We start from the raw sequence: 19,164 nt of genomic DNA, 5'->3' as shown, positions 1-19,164 counted from the left end.
CATGGGTGCCCACGCCGCGGCGCTGCGCACACAACTGCGTGACCTGGTGGGCGCGCACCTGCCCGAAGACTTCATGGGCGCGTTCACCGACAACCCGGCGGATCTTGCTGCCGCACAGCAGTTCTGCCGGACACTGGCGGATGCGGGACTGCTGTGCATGTCGTGGCCGCAGGAGTACGGCGGCAGAGATGCCTCGGTGTGGGAGCAGACCGTGGTGCGCGAGGAGATGTGGGCGCACCACGAACCCCGGGGTGCGCAGTACATGGGCGTCAACTGGGTGGGGCCGATCGTGATGCGGCACGGCACCAACGAGCAGAAGCGCAAGCACCTGCCGCCCATTGCAGCCGGGGAGGTGATCTGGTGCCAGGGATTCTCCGAACCCGAGGCCGGCTCCGACCTCGCGTCGCTGCGCACCACGGCACGCCCCGCCGACGATGGAAACGGGTGGCTGGTCAGCGGTCAGAAGATCTGGACGTCGTACGCCACCATGGCCCAGTGGTGCTTCCTGCTGGCCCGCACCTCGAAAGAGGACAAGAAGCAGAAGGGGTTGACGATCTTCCTGGTGCCGATGTCGGACCCGGCGATCCAGGTGCGGCCGATCCGCTGCATCATGGGCCCTCACCATCTCAACGAGGTCTTCTTCGACGACTTGCGGGTCACCGAGGCCGACGTGCTGGGCGAGGTCGGTGCGGGGTGGTCGATCGTGCAGGACGTGCTGTCCTTCGAACGCGTCGGCATCGCCCGCTACGCACGATGCGAGAAGCTGCTGCAGACCGCTCCTTCGGCATTGGGTTCGGCCTGGGCCGAGCTGCCGGATGAGCTGCGCGCCAGATGGACTCGCATGCTGGTGCACTGCCGTCGGGCGCGCCTGTTGGCTTATCGATTGGTGTCGCTGCAGAGCGCCGGGCAGGTGCGCCCCGGGGACGCCTCGGGCTATCGGATCGCGGTGACCAAGCTTGACCAGGACAGCGCCGAGGTGCTGATGGAGATCGTGGCCGCGGCTGACGTCACCGACCCCGCGGTGCGCAGATTCCGCGAAGAGGTCGAGGACCACTGGCGGTACTCCCAGGCGTCCACGGTCTCCTCGGGCAGCATCGAGATGCAGCGGATCCTGCTGTCGCGTGCCCTGTTGGCGGCATCATGATCCTCGAACTCAGCGACGAGGCAGCCGAATTCGGGCGGCAGGCACAGCGTGCCTTCGAGGTCGCCGGTGGTGATCAACTGCTGCAGCAGGCCGAGGCCAAACCCGACACCCGCGAGGCACTCGTCGGCCCGGTGCTGGCCGAACTGGGGGCGTGGGATCTGGACCCGAGGACCGACGCCGACAGTCTTGAGGCCGCGGCGGCGCTGTGCCGCAGCGCAGGGTACTGGGCGCTGCCGTATCCGGTGGCCGAACGACTGTCCAGTGCCACCCCGGGCGGGGCGGGCCTGGTGGTGGTCGCCGAGAACAACCCGTCCGCGCCGATAGCCCTGGTCGACGGGCCGTGGGAGGCCGTGACGCTCGACGGTGCGCGAAGCACCGTCGTGGGCACCTCGGCCGTTCGCCCCGTCTTCGTTGCGGAACTCTCGTTGTCGTCTGTCGACGCGGTGGGCGGCGATCTGGTGGCGCTCGGTCTGGTGCTGCCGTGCTGGACGCTGCTCGGAATGATGGACCGCGCACTGGAATTGACCGTGGCGCACGTCAAGCTGCGTCAGCAGTTCGGGCAGCCGCTGTCCGGATTCCAGGGTGTGCAGTTCCAGTTGACCGACGCCGAGGTCGAGCGCAGCGGCGTCGAGATCCTGGCCAAGCATGCGCTGTGGAGTGCCGGGCCGTCTTCGGGGGTGCCGACCGATGTCGCACTCGACGATGCGCTCGCCCTGCGGATGGCCGCGATCGAGGCGGCCGAGGTGGTGTTCCGCGTGTGCCATCAACTCCACGGAGCGGTGGGGTTCTGCGACGAGACGACCTTGTCGTGGCTGTCGCGGTACAGCCAACCGTTGCGGCGCCTGCCGTTCGGGCTCTCGGCGACGCGTGATCTGCTGACCGGCCGGGTCGACGGCCGCGGTCTGAGCGGGTTGTACTCGGCATGACCGACGCTGCGCTGGAGGAGTTTCGCCAGACCGTCCGAACCTGGTGCGCCAAGCATGTGCCCACCGACTGGCGGGCGCGCCAGACCGGTGTCGGCGACGACGAGTTCGTGGCCTTTCAGAAGTCGTGGTTCGCCGAACTGAACTCCGCGGGTTATGCGGTGCCGCACTGGCCCGCCGAGTGGGGTGGCGGCATGTCGGTCGCCGAGCAGATCGTGCTGTACCAGGAGTTGGCCCGCCACGATGCACCACGCCTGGTGCTGGCGTTCGTCGGCATCCACCATGCCGCCTCGACGCTGCTCGTGGCCGGGACCGAGGAGCAGCGTCGTCGGCACCTGCCAGCGATCCTGGACGGTGAGATCTGGGTGCAGGGCTTCTCCGAGCCCGAGGCGGGATCGGATTTGGCGAGCCTGCGGACCACGGCCCGTAAGGTCGGGGACCGCTACGTCGTCAATGGCCAGAAGCTCTGGGCCAGCGGTGGGCTGCACGCCGACTGGTGCCTGTTGCTCGCGCGCACCGCCCCCGATGCGCCCAAGCGCAAGGGCATCTCGTATTTCCTGCTCGACATGACGACACCGGGAATCGACGTCCGCCCGATCCGCAACGCCGTCGGCGAGTCACACTTCTGCGAGATATTCCTCAACGACGTCGAGATCCCGGCCGCGAACCTGGTGGGAGCGGAGAACGCCGGGTGGCAGGTCGCGCAGGCGACGCTGGGCGCCGAGCGCGGGATGACGATGCTGGAACTCGCCGAGCGCCTGGGTCATGCGGGGTTCCGCTGGCTCGTGGATGCGTGCCGGTCGATCGACGACTCCGCCGTCCAGGATCGCCTGAGCGCCTTCGAGATCGAGATCGACGGGCTGCGAGGACTCTGCCGAGATCTGGTGGAACGCAGCGAGGCCGGCACGTCCGGTGCGGCGGATGCCTCGATCGTCAAGCTGTACTACAGCGAACTGCTGCAGCGTATGACCGACTTCGCGGTCGACATCGGTGGCGTGGCCGCGCACACCGTGTTGACCAAACCGCCGTCGAGTGGATGGGAATCCGGCGCGTGGGTGCTGGATTTCATCGGGTCGTGGGAATGGACCATTCCCGGCGGCGCCAGCGAGATCCAACGCACCATCATCGCTGAGCGTGGTCTCGGCCTGCCGCGGGAGCCGAGCGTTCGATGACCCTCGATTTCAGTGACCTTCATGACGAACTTCGTTCGGTCGCCGGTGATCTGCTGGGCAAGGAGCGCGGCGGCGCGGTGGCGCTGAACGTGCTGGCGCAGGCCGGGTGGACCGGACTGGAGATCGGCGAGAACTTCGGGGGCGCGGGTGCGACGTTCCGTGAGGTCGCGATCATCGGCGAGGAGATGGGCCGCGTCGCTGTTGCCAGCGGATTTCTCGGCGCCGCGGTGCTCAGCGCGGGACTGCTGAATGAGCTGCAGCCCAGTGGTTTACGCGACCGGCTACTGTCCGGGCTGGCGGCGGGAACGGCAGGTGTCGCGACTGTGATCTCTGGTGAACATCGCGACTTTGAACCGGCTTTCAGGGTGGACAGCGCTGGTCGTGTGAGCGGCAGTGCGGCGTTCGTGTCCGATGTCGTCGGCGCGTCGGGGGTGCTGCTGCCTGCTGTCGGCGTTGACGGTGATGTCGTGGTGGCAGCGGCACAGGGTGAGCAGCTCTCGGTGGTTGATCAGGCCGTGCTCGACGAGACCCGCAGCCTGGCAACGGTGTCCGCGGATTCAGTGCCTGCTGAGGTGCTGACGTTCGCCGGTGACCCGGTGTCTGTTCTCGGCGCAGTGCGTGACCGGGCCTGCGTGGCTCTGGCGTGCGACAGCTTGGGCGTGGCCGCCGCGATGCTGGACGCGACCGTCGACTACGTGAAGGTGCGCGAGCAGTTCGACCGTCCGATCGGCTCATTTCAGGCCGTCAAGCACGCATGCGCCGACATGCTGGTGCGGGTGACGGTCGCGCGGCAGTTGGTCAGTGCCGCCAGTGTTGCTGTAGCCCAAGGTGATCCGGACGCATCACGGGCTGCCGCCAAGGCCAAGGCGTACTGCGGTGAGGCCGCCGTCGAGGTCGCGGGCAAGGCCATGCAGTTGCACGGCGGCATCGGCTACACGTGGGAGAGCGGCATTCACACCTATCTCAAGCGCGCGACGCTGAACCGGGCGTTGTTCGGCGGGCCCAGCGAGCATCGCGCGTTCCTCACGCAGACCCGCTGAGCGGCCGGTTTGGGTCCCGCGAGCGCCCCCTCTTGTACGCGATTTGCGGCGTGTCACCGTACAGACGCGCACGCTCGCGGGGTTAAAAGACGTTGTCCTTGTGGTTGACGTCGGTCACCAGGCCCCCGTCGACGACGAACTCGGCGCCGGTGGCGAACGACGACTCGTCGCTGATCAGGAACACCACGAACGTCGAGACCTCTTCGGACTGACCCGGGCGCCCCAGCGGCGCGGTGACCATGTCCTCGGGGAAGTGCTCGGTCATCGGGGTGCGGATGAAACCCGGATGCACCGAGTTGACCCGAATGTTGTGCCGGCCCAGTTCCAGCGCGGCCGATTTCGCCAGGCCTCGCACGGCCCACTTCGACGCGACGTACGGGTGCACCATCGGCGCTCCGCGCAGACCTTCGATCGAGGACACGTTGATGATCGAACCGGTCTTGGCCTTCTTCATCTCACCCACCACGGCCTGCATGCCGAGGAACGTGCCGGTCAGGTTGACGTCGATGACCTTCTGCCACTGCGCCATATCGAAACTGCCGATCTTGCCCAGGGCGACGATGCCCGCGTTGTTCACCAGGCCCGTGAGGCCACCGTACGACTCGAGCGCCGTCGCCACCGCGGCGTCCCACTGATCGGGTTGCGTGACGTCGAGGTGCACATAGCGGGCGGCGTCTCCGAGTTCGGCGGCCAGCGCCTCGCCCGGCTCGTCGAGGATGTCACCGATCACCACTTTGGCGCCCTCGGCCACCAGCATTCGTGCATGCGCGGCGCCCATTCCCTGCGCTCCGCCGCTGATCAACACCACTTTGCCGTCCACGCGTCCCATGGGCGGTGACGTTACCGCACCAAACTAGAACCTGTTTCAATTTGGTCCGAGACCGCGCATACTGCGAGGGCATCCCTACAGGACGGAGTTCATCCATGGCCATCCGCGTGGCACTGATCGGAACGGGCAACTGTGGCCGACTGGCGCTGATTCAGTTGATCGAGGACCCCAGGTTCGAACTGACCGCGGTGGGGGTGTCGACCGACGACAAGGTCGGCAAGGACGCCGGCGAACTGGCGGGCGTGGACGTCACGACCGGAATCCTTGCCACCAAGGGTATGGACGCGGCCCTGGCCACCAAGCCGGACTGCCTGGTGTACTGCGCGATGGGCGACACGCGTCCGGTGGAGGCCACCCGCGAGGTGTGCGCCGCGCTGGCGGCCGGAATCAACGTCGTGGGCTCGGCGCCGGGCGGTCTACAGTTCCCGTGGCGTGGTGCGGTGCCGGAAAAGGCGATCAAGCGCGTCGAAGACGCTGCCCGCGAGGGCGATTCGTCGGTCTTCATCACGGGTGTGGATCCCGGGTTCGTCACCGACCTGATCCCGTTCGCAGTGGCCAGCACGTGCCAGCACATCGAGCAGATCAAGACCATGGAGATCGCCGACTACGCCACGTACGACGGCGCCGAGGTGATGTTCGACGTCATGGGCTTCGGCAAACCACTCGACCAACCCGGGTTCCTGTTCCTGCCCGGATACCTGGCGTCCGCGTGGGGCACCTCCATCCAGATGCTCGCGGCGGGGATCGGCGTCGAGGTCGACGAGATCACCGCAAGCCACGAATTCGAGCCCGCGCCGCAGGACATCGAGGTCGCGGCGGGTCTCGTCGCCGAGGGGACGATCGCGGCGATGCGATTTGAGATCAACGGCCTGGTCGACGGCAAGCCGGTGATCGTCGTCGAGCACGTCACGCGCGTGCGCGACGATCTGCGACCCGACTGGGCGCGACCCGCCCAACCCGGCGGGTCCTACCGTGTCGAGATCACCGGCGAACCGTCCTACGTCGTCGACATCTGTCCGACGAGCAGGCGTGGCGACCACAACTACGCCGCGATCCTGGCCGCCGCAGGACGCATCGTCAACGCCATTCCCGACGTCGTCGCGGCGCCGCCCGGAATCCGGACGACGTTGGATCTGCCGTTGGGGACGGGTCGGGGCGCGTACCGCCCGTCGTAGGGGGCGCCGACCCCCGCTCCGGCGCCGAGACATAAACCTCTGCGACGGACCCCGGCGCGTCTCCGCAGAGGTTTCAGTGTCGCGCCCAAAGGGGCGCCGGTGACTTGTAAACTCCACTCTCGTAACACGAGAGGCGGATTTCCGTGACTGAACTGCGCGAACCGCAGGCGCCGGCGCTGCGTCGGGTCATCGCCGGCGCGTCGATCGGCAACGCCGTGGAGTGGTTCGACTTCGCGATCTACGGGTTCCTGGCCACCTACATCGCGGCCAACTTCTTCCCGGCAGGCAACGACACCGCGGCACTGCTCAACACGTTCGCGATCTTCGCCGCGGCGTTCTTCACCCGTCCACTGGGCGGATTCGTCTTCGGCCCACTCGGGGATCGCATCGGTCGGCATAAAGTGCTGGCATTGGTGATCCTGCTGATGTCGGCCGCGACACTCGCGATCGGTCTGCTGCCCACCTACACGTCCATCGGTATCGCGGCACCGTTGTTGCTGCTCCTGATGCGCTGCCTGCAGGGATTCTCGGCTGGTGGTGAATATGGCGGCGGCGCAGTCTATCTGGCCGAGTACGCCGACGATGCGCACCGGGGTCGCACCATCACCTTCATGGTCTGGTCCGGTGTCGTCGGCTTCCTGCTCGGATCGGTGACCGTCACGCTGCTGCAGGCCCTGCTGCCCGCCGCGGCCATGGACTCCTACGGGTGGCGCATCCCGTTCCTGATCGCCGGGCCTTTGGGCCTGGTGGGCCTTTACATCCGGTTGCGACTGGACGACACCCCGGAGTTCAAGGAACTCAGCGAGACCGACAATGTCGCCAAATCTCCGCTGCGGGAATCGGTCACAACCTCCTGGCGGCGGATCCTGCAGGTCATCGGCCTGTTCATCGTGTTCAACGTGGGCTACTACGTGGTGTTCACGTACCTGCCGACGTACTTCATCAAGACCCTGAAGTTCTCCAAGACCGACGCCTTCATCTCGATCACGGTGGCCTGTGTCGTGGCCATCATTCTGATCCTTCCGTTGGCGGCTCTGTCGGACCGGATCGGACGGCGCCCGCTGCTGATCGCGGGCTCGGTGGGATTCGTGGTGTTCGCGTATCCGCTGTTCCTGCTGCTCAATTCGGGTTCGCTGCCCGCGGCGATCGCGGCCCACATCGGGTTAGCGGTCATCGAATGCTGCTACATCTCGGCAGCTGTGTCCGCCGGAGTGGAACTGTTCGCCACCCGCGTGCGCTACAGCGGGTTCGCGGTCGGCTACAACCTGTGCGTGGCGGTATTCGGTGGCACCACGCCTTATGTCGTCACGTGGTTGACGACCTCGACCGAAAACGCCATCTCACCGGCGTACTACGTGATCGCGGCAGCGGTGATCTCACTGCTGACGGTGCTGACGCTGCGCGAGTCGGCGGGGCGTCCACTGCCCCGATAGCGTCCTCAGGCGTCGGCGTGCGCCATCGCGATGTCCTTGGCCCAGCGGTAGTCCGCCTTGCCCGCGGGCGAGCGCGTGATCTTGTCCGTCCGGATGAACGCCTTGGGCACCTTGTAGCGCGCGATGCTGCGACTGCAGATGTCGGCGAGTTCCTCGTCGCTGGCCGACGTGCCCTCGGCCAGTTGCACGATCGCAACAACCTCACTGCCCCAGCGCTCCGACGGTCGGCCCACCACCACGACGTCGTAGATGTGCGGGTGCGCCGCGATGGCCCTCTCGACCTCCTCGGCGAAGATCTTCTCGCCGCCGGAGTTGATGGTCACCGAGTCGCGGCCCAGCAGTTCGATGCGACCGTCGGGCAGATAGCGCGCCTTGTCGCCGGGCACGGACCAGCGCACGCCGTCGATGGTCGGAAACGTGCGCGCGGTCTTGGCCTCGTCGCCCAGATACCCGAGCGGGATCAGGTCGCGTCGGGCCAGCCAGCCCACCGGGTCGTCTTCGGTGGGAGAGAGCACGCGGTCGAGTTCGGTTGAGACGACGGCCGTGTCCGACTGCGGGTTGAACACCGCGGGCTTGTCTTCACCCGTGGTCACGGTGTTCATCTGCTGACCGGCCTCCGAGGACCCGACGGCGTCGATCAGCAGCGCGTGCGGAAGCACCGCGCGCAGGCGTTCCCGCACCGTCGGCGACATCGGGGCGCCGCCGTTGGTGATCGAGATGAGGCAACTCAGGTCGTAGCCGCCGCGTTCGATCTCGTCGGCCAGTGGCCGTGCCATGGCATCGCCGACCACCGGAATGCTCAGCACACGTTCACGTTCCACCAGGCGCAGCACGTCGTCGGGTCGCAGGCGCTCGACGTCGTCGGGGATCACGATGCGCCCGCCCATGGTGATGATGTTGTAGGCGGCCCACTGCGCGGCACCGTGCATGAACGGCGGGAGCATCAACAGCGACATGGCTCCGGCGGCGGCGCGTGCGCGTTCCGCGATCTCCGCGTAGGAGGTCAGCGCGGTGTCGCTGCCGAACGGACGGCCCCCCATGGCGGAGATGAAGATGTCGTGTTGACGCCACAGCACACCCTTGGGCATGCCGGTCGTCCCGCCTGTGTAGAGCACGTACAGGTCATCGGGCGTGGGTTCGGGCAGACCCTCGGCAGGGGCGGGCGTGGAGACGATCGACTCGTAGTCGACCGCACCGGGCAGCAACTCGTTGCCCGACTCGTCGGCGACCTGGATCAGCACCCGCAGATCGGGCAGGCGGTCGCGGATCGCGGCGACGCGCGGCGCGAACTCCGCGTTGTACACCAAAGCCGTTGCGCGCGAGTCGGTCAGAAGGTAGACCAACTCCTCCTCGACGTAGCGGTAGCTGACGTTGAACGGTGCCACCCTGGCGCGATAGCCGGCGATCATCGCTTCCAGGTATTCATTGCCGTTGCGCAGGTACAGGCCCAGGTGGTCCTGCCCGGTCTCATGCCCGCGCAGGTGTGGACGTTCGGTGTGACAGCCCAGGCCTGCCGCGGCCAGGTGGTTGGCCACGCCTTCGACGCGCGCGGCGAATTCGGCATACGTGAAGCGTTTGTCGCGCCATACCAGGAACTCGTGCTCTCCGATGGCGTCCGCCACCGTCGAGAAGACCGTGCCCAGATTGAAGTTGATCGGATCAGCGCTCACGTTGGTCATGACCTCCCAGATCACCCGCCAATGTTGTGAGCCAATCTAGAACACGTTCTAGAAGTGGTTGCGGTCACCCCCGGGGCGTTGACGTGGCGCACCGTCTCTGGGAATCTCACTACCGAAATAGTAGAGCGGCATTCTCTTCAGCGCCGCCGGTTCGAGACAAGGGAGAGACCGTTGGCAGCCAAGGGTTACGTCATCATCACCGAGGACATCAAGGACCCCGAGGGCATGAAGGAGTACGCCAAGCTGGCCATGCCCTCCATGGGTAAGGCCAAGATCGTTGCCGTGGACACCAAGCCCGAGGTCCTCGAGGGCAGCTGGCACGGATCACAGACCGTCGTGTTGGAGTTCGAATCGGTGGACGCGGCCAAGGAGTGGTACTACTCCGACGAGTACCAGGCTGCCGTGAAGTTGCGGCAGGCCGCCGCCGACTGCAACGGCGTCATTCTGGCCGGCTTCCCGTCCTGACGCGTTGATGATTGTGCGGCAGGCGGTAAATCGCCTGCCGCACAATCATTTTCTAGGTGTTGCGTCCGCCGTTCACGCCGATGATCTGCCCCGTGATGTAACCCGCGTCCTCGGACACCAGGAACGCGCACGTCGCCGCGATGTCCTCGGGCTTGCCGATCCGCCGCACGGGCGTGGCCTCGATGGTCTTCTCGATGTCGCCGAGATAGCCGCGCTCCTCGGCGCCCCGCAGCATCGGGGTGTCGATGAAGCCCGGCGGCACGGCGTTCACCGTGACCCCGGCCGGGCCGAACTCCAGCGCAAGGCTCTTGGTCAGGCCATTGACGCCCGACTTCGCCGACACGTAGTGCGACATGTAGGGGGTGCCGGAGTGGGTGCTCGACGACGAGATGTTCACGATCCGGCCCCAGCCCGCGTCGATCATGTCCGGCAGCACCGCTTGGATCATGTGGAAGACGCCGTGCAGGTTGACGTTGACGATCCGCTGCCAGTCCTCGAACGAGATCTTCAGGAACGGCTTGAAGCCGTCGACTCCGGCCGCGTTCACCAGGATCGACACCCGACCGAGGTCCTCGTGGATGCTCTTGAGCGCGGCGTCGATCTGGGCGCGGTCGGTGACGTCAGCCGCGTACGAGTTGGGCGTGCCCGACGGGTTCAGGTCGAGGACGGCCACCCGGTAGCCCTCCCGGCTCAGGCGGTCGGCGATGGCCTTGCCGATGCCGGATCCGCCGCCGGTCACCAGGGCGACTTTCTCCCCATTGCTCTCTGACATGTGGTTCCTTCCGTATGGGCTGGTGGACTCAGGACTGAGCGCGCGGAACGCGAAGGCCCAGGGCGCGACGGCCGGTCTCGACGAGGTACGCGAGCAGGTCGTCCCGGTCGATGCCTGCGAATGTGGGACCGGACGCGCTCGCGATGCCGCTCAGTACGACCGATGCCTTCACATGGCCGGCCGGGCCGGGGTTGACGTCGGCCAGCAGGGCCATCTGGCGCTCGATCAGCGCATCCCATTCGCGACTTGCGCGCAGCATCCGCGCGACGGCGGGGTCGGAGGCCAGCACCGACACCACGCGATTCTCGACCGCGAGTTGGGCGAATCCGGTCAGCATGTGGTCGGCCCGGGCGTGTGCGCCCCGTAGTCCCTCGGCCTCGCTGATCACGTCTCGGAGTCGCTCAAGGAAGGGTTCGACGACCGCGTCGAGCAGTTGTTCGCGGGTGCGAAAGTGGTGGTAGATGGCGGCTTTGGTGAAACCGAGTTCGTCGGCGATCATCTGCAGCGACGTGCCCGCGAAGCTGTGCTGGATGAAGAGTTCGACCGCGACGTCGATCAGCCGTTGCCGGGTGTCCCGGCGCGAACTGTCGGCAGCGACTGCGGTGGTGGTCATTCTCCGCCTCCTGGCCGGTCCGAGTCGTTGCCGAATCCAACTTTACGATCGTATAGTAACGTACTGGTCGATCGTAAAGGTCGAAGCAGCCCGTACGAACCTGGAAGCGAACCCGATGACCGAACTCGAAAAGCTCGACTTCTTCACCGACCAGAGCCTGGTGGCGGACCCCTACCCGTATATGGAGGCTATGCGCTCCGGGTGCCCAGTTCGTCGGGAACCGCACCAGAACGTGCTCGTGGTGACCGGCTACGACGAGGCCGTCGCGGTGTTCGGCGACTCCGACACGTTCTCGTCGTGCACCGCGGTCACCGGACCGTTTCCGGGCTTCCCGGTGCCCATCGAGGGGCAGGCCGAAGACGTCTCGGATCTCATCGAGCAGTACCGCGAGCAGTTGCCGTTCAGCGACCAGGTCACAGTCATGGACCCGCCCAAGCACACCGCGCACCGCGCGCTGCTGATGGGGCTCATCACGCCCAAGCGCCTCAAGGAGAACGAGGAGTTCATGTGGCGGCACGCCGACACGGTCCTTGATCCGTACATCGCGGCCGGTGGCGGCGATTTCATCAAGGGCTTCGCGGCGCCCTTCACGTTGGCGATCATCGCTGACCTGCTCGGGGTCCCCGAAGAGGACCGGGCGGAATTCGCCAAGCACATGGACCACAGCCAGGGTGGCGTCGGCGGCACCGACAACGCGACCATGTCGCACAGCCCGCTGGAGTACCTGTACGAAAAGTTTTCGGCGTACATCGGCGATCGGCGGGAGAACCCCCGCGACGACGCGCTGACCGAAATGGCCGCCGCGAAGTTCCCCGACGGCAGCACTCCTGAGGTGATGGACGTCGTGCGGATCGCGGCCAACCTCTACACCGCGGGTCAGGAGACCACGGTCCGACTGCTCAGCACCGCACTCAAAATCATCGCCGAAGACCCCGAACTGCAGCAGCAGCTGCGGGCCGAGCGTGACCGCATCCCGAACTTCATCGAGGAGTGCCTGCGCTTCGAGAGCCCAGTCAAGGGCGACTTCCGACTGGCCAAGCGCGACACCACGATCGGCGGGGTCGACGTGCCGGCCGGTGCGACCGTGATGGTGATGAACGGCGCGGCCAACCGCGATCCGCGGCAGTTCGAGAACCCCGAGGTGCTGGACATCGAACGGTCAAATGCTCGGCGGCACATCGCCTTCGGCCGTGGTGTGCACAGCTGCCCGGGCGCGCCGCTGGCCCGCGCCGAGACGAAGGTGAGCATCGAGCGAATCCTGGACCGCACCAGCGACATCCGGATCTCCGAGGAGCATCACGGTCCGGCCGGAGCGCGGAAATACAGCTACGTGCCGACGTTCATCCTGCGTGGCCTAACCCAGCTGCAGCTCGAGGTCACCCCGTCGAGCCAGCCGAAGGAGTGACGCGGCGATGAAGGTCTGGGTCAACGACGGGCTGTGCCGCGGCCACGGAGTGTGCGTCGCGGTGTGCCCCGAGGTCTTCGACCTCACCGACGGCGGTTATGCCGAGGCGATCGAGGACGACGTCGCGCCGGAGTTCCACGCCGCGGTGCAGGAGGCCATCGCGGCGTGCCCCGAGCACGCCATCGAGGAGCGCTGACGGATCTTCGGCGCGCTTTCCGGCGCTGACCGCCGGTAAGCGCGCCGAAATCCCTCAGGCCTGGACGACGACCGGGTCGCCGAGGCCGACGTTGTTGTAGTACCAGGCCGCGTTGTCGGGGCTGAGATTGATGCAGCCGTGGCTGACGTTGGCGTAGCCCTGCGAGCCCACCGACCACGGGGCGGAGTGCACGTAGACACCGCCCCAGGTGATGCGGACCGCGTAGTTGACGGTCAGCTTGTAGCCCTCGGGGTCGTCAAGGGGAATGCCGATGGTGCGGGAATCCATCACGACAGGGTTCTCCTTGCCGAGCACCGTGAACCGGCCGATCGGCGTCGGGAACTTGGCCTTGCCCATGGAGGCGGGCATCTGCCGGGCCACCACGCCGTCGATGCTCACCGTGAACGTGTACGCGGAGACGTCCGCGACGGCCACCACGGAGGCCCCCGTCTCGAAGCTGCGCGGCATACCGCCCACCATCAGCTTGATCTGCGAGTGCGCCGGCCAGAGCTCGTCGGGCACGAAGTGCACGGTCGACGGGCTGACCCAGTCGTAGCTGCCGGTCATCGCGGCGGGAGAGACCACGCGGATGGACCGCTCGGCCGCGGCCCGGTCGGTCACGGGGGTGCGGTAGTTCACGACGACCGGGTGGCCGACACCGACTTTCTGCGCGCCTGTCGGCTGCACACTCACCACGTTGAGGTCCGGTTTCGGCGTGGGCACGGCGGCGGCGCCCACCGCCGTCGAGCCCCCCAACGTGAGTGTCGCCACTCCCAGCAAAGCAAGGGTGACGCGGAGAGCATGGCGCACTGTGGTGATCCCTTCGGTTGGCCGACGTCTACCGATCGTAGTGAACGCGCGGTGTCACTGAATGAACTCGCTGATCACCCGCGGTTCGTTACAGATCGTGGTCGCCGCAACAGGCGCTGCGCCGCCACGCCCGCGTCGCTGTCCGCCGCGCCGCGCCGCGGTGTCAGGCAAGAACTGTCGGGGTCCGACAGGGCTCGGGTCGCGGGGTCGGTCACCGCACAGAACGAAGGGCTGGACGCTTGGGGGCCAGGGCCGCCTCGAACGCGCGCCCGGGACGGATCGTGTCGTTCATTCCTGCGCAGACCGTGACCAGATCGGGTCGCATCGACAACGCCCGGGGCAACTGGTCGCCGAGGACGTCGGCCACCCGGCGCCCACGAACTGCCAGGTTGGCGTACTGCAGGCCGGGGTGGAGCGCGTCCAGGCGAGCGGCGAGGCGGTCGGCGAAGCCGCACACACCGACGTCGTCGCCGTCCCACAGACCTTCGGTCTGGCTGTCACCGATGGCGACACACCGGCGGTCCATGCGTCACAACCAATCCCGACGTTTGAACATGACGTACAGCAGCATGCTGAGCACCGCGATGAGCACGCTGCTGATCACGAACCCGGAGAACATCTCGAACCCCGGGTACGGCACGTTCTGCCCGTAGAAACCCGTGATGGCGGTGGGCACGGCGATGATCGCGGCCCATCCCGTGAGCTTCTTCATCACGGTGTTCAGACGCGCGTCCTGGAGCGACAGGTTGGTCTCGAACACCGTCGTCACCATGTCTCGCAGGGACTCGGTCCACTCGGAGGCACGCAGCACATGGTCGTAGAGGTCGATGTAGAGCGGATCGAGCTCGGACGAGTGGTGCGCCTCCACGCGGTGATGCTGGATCGCGTTGATCACCTCGCGCATCGGCAGGATCACGCGGCGGAGGTTGACGAGATCCTTGCGGAACTCGAAGGTGCGGCGCTGGATGTTCGGCAGCCGTGACGAGGTGTCGAACAGCAGATCTTCGAGGTCCTCGATGCGGTCGTCGAGCGCCTGGACGGCCTCGAAGTGGCCGTCGACCACCACGTCCAGCAGACCGTGTACCAGGGCGCCCACCCCGTGCTGCTGACCGTCGAGATCGTCCCAGCGCTGCACCACCCGGTCCATGTCGAAATGTGGTGGCAGCCGCACCGTCACCAGGCCCCGGGGCAGGACGAACGCCGAGATCCGGTGCTTGGTCAGCAGCGATCCAGGTGGTGTGGTGGCGCCGGCAGGCGCGATGTCGACCGCGTAGACGGTGAAGAACGTGTGGCTGCCGTACAGGTTGGCCTTGACCCGTTCCGAGGGAGCGACGGCGTCTTCGACCGCCCAGATGTTGAGCCCCAGTTCGGTGGCCAGCGCCTGCAGCGCCTCGTGGTCGGGGTCGAACATGTCGACCCACACCAGGGTGTCGTCCTGCTGCAGGTAGTCCGACACGGCGTCGAAGTCGAAGTCGTCCTGGGGCACGCCATTTCGCCAGACCCGGCCTCTGACGCTGTCCGTGGGCGACACTCGTCCATCACAGCACCACCGCCGGGGCGGTGCGCTCCGACACACCGACAGTGTCAGGCGTGGCAGCCGCAGTCGCCGTCGTCGCCCGCGGGCAGCTCGGCCAGGACATCCACCCGGGTCGCGTCGAAGCTCAGGAAACCCTTGATCGCCAGCGACTCCGGCAGGGGATCGTCGTAGCTCCACGCCACGTCCTCGATCACGGTGCCGTCCTCGAGGTGCACGGCCCAGTATGTCGCGGTGCCCTTGTAGTTGCAGTAGCTCGTGGTCGCGGTCGGACGCAGCAGTTCGGTGCGCACCAACGCCGGGTCGACGTAGAGGCGCGGTGTCAGCGCCGTCTCGAACAGAATCGTCGTATCGGTCGTGTCGACCAACACGGTTCCGTTCGCAGCCACCCGCAGGCCGCGGTTGGTTGGGCGGCAGTCGACCCGGTGATACGGGTTCGGCGGATAGTGCACCAGCCGCCGGCCCTCCTCGAACCAGTCGTCCACGGCATCCCATGGCACGTGCACATAGCCGGGCGCGTGCGGTTCGAGTTCGGTTGGCAGATCGGCCGTCTCGTCGACCGGGAACACGTAGCTCAGCGGCCGGCCGTTGCGGTGCACCATGAGCGCGCGCTCGGTGTCGATCACCGTCACGCCGCCGCGGATGGCCTGCACCCGGCGCGGGTGCGGTTCGACGTAGACGAGGTCGTCGGGCACCGGCGTCGAGAACCATCCGGCGCGGTCGGATCCGAAGGGTCCGCGGCCTGCGACCAGGCTCACGGCTGCACCAGTCCCGTGCGTGGCTGCGTCACAGTGGTCACTGTAACCCTGTCGAGGGGAACCGTCCGTATTTACAAATATCGGGATAAGTGTCACGCTCAACGAGGGGGTTGGGAACGGAGGATTCGGTGGACTTCTCGCGCGTGGCTCTGTCGGCCGACGATCAGGCATTTCAGGATGACCTGCGTGCTTTCCTCGGTGAGATCGTGACGGAGGAGGTCATTCGGCGCGATCGCGACACCGGCGAGAATTTCGACGAGGGCGTGCACCTCGCCCTTGCCGACAAGGGGTATCTGGCGGCGGACTTCACCGATGAGACGGACGGCGGGTTCACGCGTCTCCGGCGGCGTATCTGGGATCTGGAGATCGGACGCGCGCACACCCCGTGGTTCCACTGGGGCACCACGGCGATGGTGGCCCACATCGTGGAGAAGTTTGCGCCGCAGGACCTGCTCGATGAGGTGCTGCCCGGGATGCTCGCGGGACGGATCCGACTGTGCCTGGGCTACACCGAACCCGAGGGTGGGTCGGACGTCGCGACCTGTAAGACCAGGGCCGTGCGCGACGGTGACGAGTGGATCATCAACGGGTCCAAGATGTTCACCTCGAACGCACAGAACGCGCAGTTCGTCTTTCTGCTCACCAACACCGCTCCGGATGCGCCCAAGCATCAGAGCCTGACCATGTTCCTGGTTCCGTTGGACACCCCGGGCGTCGAGATTCAGGGCCTGCGTACGGTCGATGGCGACCGCACCAACATCGTCTACTACAGCGACGTCCGAGTTTCCGATCGGTACCGCATCGGCGAGGTCAACGGCGGATGGACCGTGATGCGCGTGGCGTTGGACGCCGAACACGGTGTGATGGAACATGATTCGGCTGGCCTGCAGAAGATCGCAATGATGTCCGAGCACGGCCTTCTGCTGGGTGAGGCGGTGGACGGCACCGCGGCGCAGGTGGGCGCGCCCGGTGCGGACGGATCGCGGCGCATCGACGACGCGGCCGTGCAGTCGAGGTTGGGCCGCGCCGTGGCGCGCACCGAGGCCGCGTTGAGCACACCGGAGATGTTCGGGCGGGTCGCGATCGCGCAGACCATGCGTGAGGTCGCGCCCGAACTCATGGACATCCTCGGCACCCCCGCACTGCTGCCCGCAGACACCGAGGGGGCCGTCGACGACGGTGCGGCGGAGTACGTGTTCCGCTTGGCCGGGCCGACCGGGATCTACGGCGGCACGCTGGAGGTCTTCCGCAACATGATCGCCCAGCATGCGCTGGGACTCGGCAAGCCGAACTACTCGCCGCCGAAGCCTAGGACCTGAGCCCTACGGCATGGCGCAGTTGCGCTAGGAACTGATCGGCGTCGTCGCCGCGGATGATGTAGTGCGACACCGCGACTCGCACCGCGGTGGCAGCCTTCTCGGCCCCGTCGTTGCCGGGCAACAGGCGTTGCAGGCCCGACCGCATGAGCGGAATCACGCGGGAGAACCGCCTGATCGCGGCCTCCGGTTCGATGTCGATGATCCGCACGCCCGAGTACGACTGCTGATACGCGACGATGAACTTCAGTGCCCCGTCGAGGCGCGCGTTGCCGCGCAGTCCCGCGGTGGCCGCGACAATCCCCTCGTTGAACGCACGCTGCTCGAACGCGGCGAACTCCTCCAAGAGATCGTCCTTGGAGGCGAACCAGCGATAAAGGGTCGGCCGGGAGACGCCGGCGCGTGAGGCGACCTCCGACAGGCTCAGCTTCGCCTGACCGCTGAGTGCCAGCACCTCGGCGGTGGCCAACAGGATTCGCTGCCGCGACGAGGTGTCCTCGGGCGCTTCATTCACGTTGCACCGCCTCACGCGTTGCCGGGCCTCGACGTCGGGTTTCAGATTCGCATACTTTACAAAGTTGTACCAGAATGTCACGCTTGGTGCCGCAGATCGTCGAAAGGAACCGACAGTGACGGTAGTCAGCGAGCCGCAGTCGCGCGAGTACAGCTCGCACGACATCACCTCGCACAGCTTCTGGAGCCAGCCCTTCGACATTCGGGACCAGACGTTCGCACGACTGCGGGCCGCCGAAGGCCTGTCCTGGCACCCGCCGTTGCCCACGCTGTTCGAGCTTGAGGAGCCCGGCTTCTGGGCATTGACCCGTCGTGAGGACATCGTCTTCGTCAGCCAGCATCCCGAACTGTTCACCTCAGCACGCGGGGTGTCGCTCGATCCGATGCCTGCCGAGATGCAGCAGTTCGCGGCGTTCTTTCTGGTCATGGACCCGCCGCAGCACACGGTGTACCGCAGCCTGATCAGTGCGGCCTTCACACCGCGCAACATCCGCCTGATCGAGGAGCAGATCCACTCCAACGCAGTGAAGATCGTCGACGATCTGATCGGTGCGGGCGACGTCGATTTCGTGGAGGCGTGCGCGGCGCGTCTGCCGATGGCCACGATCCTGGACATGCTGGGGGTGCCTGCCGCGGATCAGCCCGCCCTGGCCAAGGCCGCCGAGAAGCTGTTCAGCATGAGCGATGACGAGTACAGCACGCTCGAGGAACGCGCCCAGGACACCATCAACGAAATCATGCTGTTGTCCGGAACGGGCGTAGAACTGGCCAAGTTTCGGCGGGCCAACCCGGGCGACGACCTGATGACCAGCATCGTCAACGCCGAGGTGGACGGCCACCGGCTCACCGACGAGGAGATCGGCGCATTCCTGATCCTGCTGGCCTCGGCGGGCAACGACACCACCAAGCAGACCACGACTCATGCGATGCTGGCACTGGCGGCCCACCCCGATCAGCGGGCATGGCTCACCGAGGACTTCGATTCCCGAATCGGCACGGCCACTGAGGAGTTCATCCGTTGGGCCACACCGGTGCTGCAGTTCGCGCGGTTCGCCACTGAGGATGTCGAGATCTCGGGGCAGACCATCCGCGCCGGCGAGAAGGTGGGCCTGTTCTACTGCTCGGCCAACCGCGACGAGGCCGTGTTCACCGATCCCGATCGCTTCGACCTGTCGCGTTCACCGAACCCGCATCTGGGTTTCGGCGGTGGCGGCCCGCACTTCTGCCTGGGCAACCGACTGGCGAGATCCGAAGTGCGGCATCTGTTCCGGGAACTGCTCACCAGGGTCAAGCACATCGAGTTCGGCGAGCCCGACCTGCTCTACAGCCACTTCGTGCACGGTGTGAAGCGCCTGCCAGCGCACATCTCCTGACGGCTGCGCTCGTC

General features: G+C 66.6%; 19 protein-coding genes and 1 pseudogene. 11 read left to right on the top strand and 9 right to left on the bottom strand.

Translation table 11 applies throughout. The annotated features are described in order from the left end of the window. Position 1: 1 nt before the first annotated feature. The 4 genes from G6N34_RS23460 to G6N34_RS23445 are packed head-to-tail and all read left to right on the top strand — an operon-like array spanning position 2 to position 4,279. The gene (locus G6N34_RS23460) at positions 2 to 1,144 is read left to right on the top strand and encodes an acyl-CoA dehydrogenase family protein (RefSeq protein ID WP_085151928.1); all 1,143 of its coding nucleotides are present in this window, start codon (positions 2 to 4) and stop codon (positions 1,142 to 1,144) included. After that, entirely contained in the window at positions 1,141 to 2,070 is a 930-nt protein-coding gene (locus G6N34_RS23455) for an acyl-CoA dehydrogenase family protein (protein ID WP_085151927.1), read from the top strand. The genes G6N34_RS23460 and G6N34_RS23455 overlap by 4 nt, the downstream gene beginning before the upstream one ends. After that, entirely contained in the window at positions 2,067 to 3,239 is a 1,173-nt protein-coding gene (locus G6N34_RS23450; RefSeq protein WP_085151926.1) for an acyl-CoA dehydrogenase family protein, read from the top strand. Before G6N34_RS23455 ends, G6N34_RS23450 begins: the two co-directional genes overlap by 4 nt. Next, positions 3,236 to 4,279: an acyl-CoA dehydrogenase family protein gene (locus tag G6N34_RS23445; protein ID WP_085151925.1), complete on the top strand. Its 1,044-nt coding sequence runs from the start codon at positions 3,236 to 3,238 to the stop codon at positions 4,277 to 4,279. Before G6N34_RS23450 ends, G6N34_RS23445 begins: the two co-directional genes overlap by 4 nt. A gap of 82 nt (positions 4,280 to 4,361) precedes the next feature. Here G6N34_RS23445 and G6N34_RS23440 read toward each other — a convergent pair whose 3' ends face one another. Beyond that, positions 4,362 to 5,108, bottom strand: a complete 747-nt coding sequence (locus G6N34_RS23440) for a glucose 1-dehydrogenase (protein ID WP_085151924.1) — start codon at positions 5,106 to 5,108, stop codon at positions 4,362 to 4,364. Between the two features lie 95 nt (positions 5,109 to 5,203). Here G6N34_RS23440 and G6N34_RS23435 point away from each other — a divergent pair, with 95 nt between their 5' ends. Both G6N34_RS23435 and G6N34_RS23430 read left to right on the top strand, forming a co-directional pair. Beyond that, positions 5,204 to 6,283, top strand: a complete 1,080-nt coding sequence (locus G6N34_RS23435) for an NAD(P)H-dependent amine dehydrogenase family protein (protein WP_085151923.1) — start codon at positions 5,204 to 5,206, stop codon at positions 6,281 to 6,283. Between the two features lie 143 nt (positions 6,284 to 6,426). After that, positions 6,427 to 7,716 (top strand): MFS transporter, encoded by a 1,290-nt coding sequence (locus G6N34_RS23430; protein ID WP_407663247.1) that lies wholly within the window; start codon positions 6,427 to 6,429, stop codon positions 7,714 to 7,716. A 5-nt stretch (positions 7,717 to 7,721) separates the two neighbouring features. On the opposite strand, the gene G6N34_RS23425 is transcribed toward G6N34_RS23430, so the two are convergent. Further along, positions 7,722 to 9,395: an acyl-CoA synthetase gene (locus tag G6N34_RS23425; RefSeq protein WP_085152191.1), complete on the bottom strand. Its 1,674-nt coding sequence runs from the start codon at positions 9,393 to 9,395 to the stop codon at positions 7,722 to 7,724. 171 nt (positions 9,396 to 9,566) lie between these two features. Here G6N34_RS23425 and G6N34_RS23420 point away from each other — a divergent pair, with 171 nt between their 5' ends. Then, positions 9,567 to 9,860, top strand: coding sequence for a DUF1330 domain-containing protein (locus G6N34_RS23420; RefSeq protein WP_264016518.1), 294 nt, complete (start codon positions 9,567 to 9,569; stop codon positions 9,858 to 9,860). A 52-nt stretch (positions 9,861 to 9,912) separates the two neighbouring features. Here G6N34_RS23420 and G6N34_RS23415 read toward each other — a convergent pair whose 3' ends face one another. Then, entirely contained in the window at positions 9,913 to 10,632 is a 720-nt protein-coding gene (locus G6N34_RS23415; RefSeq protein ID WP_085151921.1) for an SDR family NAD(P)-dependent oxidoreductase, read from the bottom strand. 28 nt (positions 10,633 to 10,660) lie between these two features. Beyond that, on the bottom strand, positions 10,661 to 11,245 hold the full coding sequence (locus tag G6N34_RS23410) for a TetR/AcrR family transcriptional regulator (protein WP_085151920.1): 585 nt from the start codon (positions 11,243 to 11,245) through the stop codon (positions 10,661 to 10,663). Positions 11,246 to 11,360: 115 nt separating this feature from the next. Between G6N34_RS23410 and G6N34_RS23405 the strand changes: the two genes are divergently transcribed. Next, positions 11,361 to 12,650 (top strand): cytochrome P450, encoded by a 1,290-nt coding sequence (locus G6N34_RS23405; protein ID WP_085151919.1) that lies wholly within the window; start codon positions 11,361 to 11,363, stop codon positions 12,648 to 12,650. A gap of 7 nt (positions 12,651 to 12,657) precedes the next feature. Then, positions 12,658 to 12,846 (top strand): ferredoxin, encoded by a 189-nt coding sequence (locus G6N34_RS23400; RefSeq protein ID WP_085151918.1) that lies wholly within the window; start codon positions 12,658 to 12,660, stop codon positions 12,844 to 12,846. A 54-nt stretch (positions 12,847 to 12,900) separates the two neighbouring features. Here the strand turns inward: G6N34_RS23400 and G6N34_RS23395 are convergent, their stop codons facing one another. From G6N34_RS23395 to G6N34_RS23380, 4 genes and pseudogenes are all read right to left on the bottom strand, one after another. After that, positions 12,901 to 13,617: a L,D-transpeptidase gene (locus tag G6N34_RS23395; protein ID WP_234812885.1), complete on the bottom strand. Its 717-nt coding sequence runs from the start codon at positions 13,615 to 13,617 to the stop codon at positions 12,901 to 12,903. A gap of 286 nt (positions 13,618 to 13,903) precedes the next feature. Further along, positions 13,904 to 14,182 (bottom strand): annotated as a pseudogene (locus tag G6N34_RS23390) (SGNH/GDSL hydrolase family protein); the annotation flags it as partial. 3 nt (positions 14,183 to 14,185) lie between these two features. Continuing rightward, complete coding sequence (locus tag G6N34_RS23385; RefSeq protein WP_085151915.1) at positions 14,186 to 15,187, bottom strand: magnesium transporter CorA family protein; 1,002 nt, start codon at positions 15,185 to 15,187, stop codon at positions 14,186 to 14,188. A gap of 53 nt (positions 15,188 to 15,240) precedes the next feature. After that, positions 15,241 to 15,948: a DUF427 domain-containing protein gene (locus tag G6N34_RS23380; protein ID WP_085151914.1), complete on the bottom strand. Its 708-nt coding sequence runs from the start codon at positions 15,946 to 15,948 to the stop codon at positions 15,241 to 15,243. 128 nt (positions 15,949 to 16,076) lie between these two features. On the opposite strand from G6N34_RS23380, the gene G6N34_RS23375 reads away from it, so the two are divergent. After that, positions 16,077 to 17,267 carry an acyl-CoA dehydrogenase family protein gene (locus G6N34_RS23375; protein WP_085151913.1) on the top strand — a complete coding sequence of 397 codons (1,191 nt, stop codon included), beginning with the start codon at positions 16,077 to 16,079 and terminating at the stop codon, positions 17,265 to 17,267. Here G6N34_RS23375 and G6N34_RS23370 read toward each other — a convergent pair. Then, positions 17,257 to 17,778, bottom strand: coding sequence for a TetR/AcrR family transcriptional regulator (locus tag G6N34_RS23370; protein WP_234812883.1), 522 nt, complete (start codon positions 17,776 to 17,778; stop codon positions 17,257 to 17,259). The two genes, G6N34_RS23375 and G6N34_RS23370, sit on opposite strands and share 11 nt — an antisense overlap. Positions 17,779 to 17,893: 115 nt before the next feature. Here G6N34_RS23370 and G6N34_RS23365 point away from each other — a divergent pair, with 115 nt between their 5' ends. Further along, positions 17,894 to 19,150 carry a cytochrome P450 gene (locus G6N34_RS23365; RefSeq protein WP_085151911.1) on the top strand — a complete coding sequence of 419 codons (1,257 nt, stop codon included), beginning with the start codon at positions 17,894 to 17,896 and terminating at the stop codon, positions 19,148 to 19,150. Positions 19,151 to 19,164: the final 14 nt, after the last annotated feature.

The organism is Mycolicibacterium confluentis (assembly GCF_010729895.1).
Classification (GTDB): Bacteria; Actinomycetota; Actinomycetes; order Mycobacteriales; family Mycobacteriaceae; genus Mycobacterium; species Mycobacterium confluentis.
Note: the sequence above shows the minus strand (reverse complement) of the source record. Positions and strands in the feature narration are given on the sequence as shown.

Bases quoted from the DNA above. Each gene is read 5' to 3' on its own strand.
- G6N34_RS23440 (WP_085151924.1), bottom strand. From the start codon at position 5,108: ATGGGACGCGTGGACGGCAAAGTGGTGTTGATCAGCGGCGGAGCGCAG.
- G6N34_RS23460 (WP_085151928.1), top strand. From the start codon at position 2: ATGGGTGCCCACGCCGCGGCGCTGCGCACACAACTGCGTGACCTGGTG.
- G6N34_RS23425 (WP_085152191.1), bottom strand. From the start codon at position 9,395: ATGACCAACGTGAGCGCTGATCCGATCAACTTCAATCTGGGCACGGTC.
- G6N34_RS23405 (WP_085151919.1), top strand. From the start codon at position 11,361: ATGACCGAACTCGAAAAGCTCGACTTCTTCACCGACCAGAGCCTGGTG.
- G6N34_RS23410 (WP_085151920.1), bottom strand. From the start codon at position 11,245: ATGACCACCACCGCAGTCGCTGCCGACAGTTCGCGCCGGGACACCCGG.
- G6N34_RS23435 (WP_085151923.1), top strand. From the start codon at position 5,204: ATGGCCATCCGCGTGGCACTGATCGGAACGGGCAACTGTGGCCGACTG.
- G6N34_RS23400 (WP_085151918.1), top strand. From the start codon at position 12,658: ATGAAGGTCTGGGTCAACGACGGGCTGTGCCGCGGCCACGGAGTGTGC.
- G6N34_RS23450 (WP_085151926.1), top strand. From the start codon at position 2,067: ATGACCGACGCTGCGCTGGAGGAGTTTCGCCAGACCGTCCGAACCTGG.
- G6N34_RS23445 (WP_085151925.1), top strand. From the start codon at position 3,236: ATGACCCTCGATTTCAGTGACCTTCATGACGAACTTCGTTCGGTCGCC.
- G6N34_RS23415 (WP_085151921.1), bottom strand. From the start codon at position 10,632: ATGTCAGAGAGCAATGGGGAGAAAGTCGCCCTGGTGACCGGCGGCGGA.
- G6N34_RS23455 (WP_085151927.1), top strand. From the start codon at position 1,141: ATGATCCTCGAACTCAGCGACGAGGCAGCCGAATTCGGGCGGCAGGCA.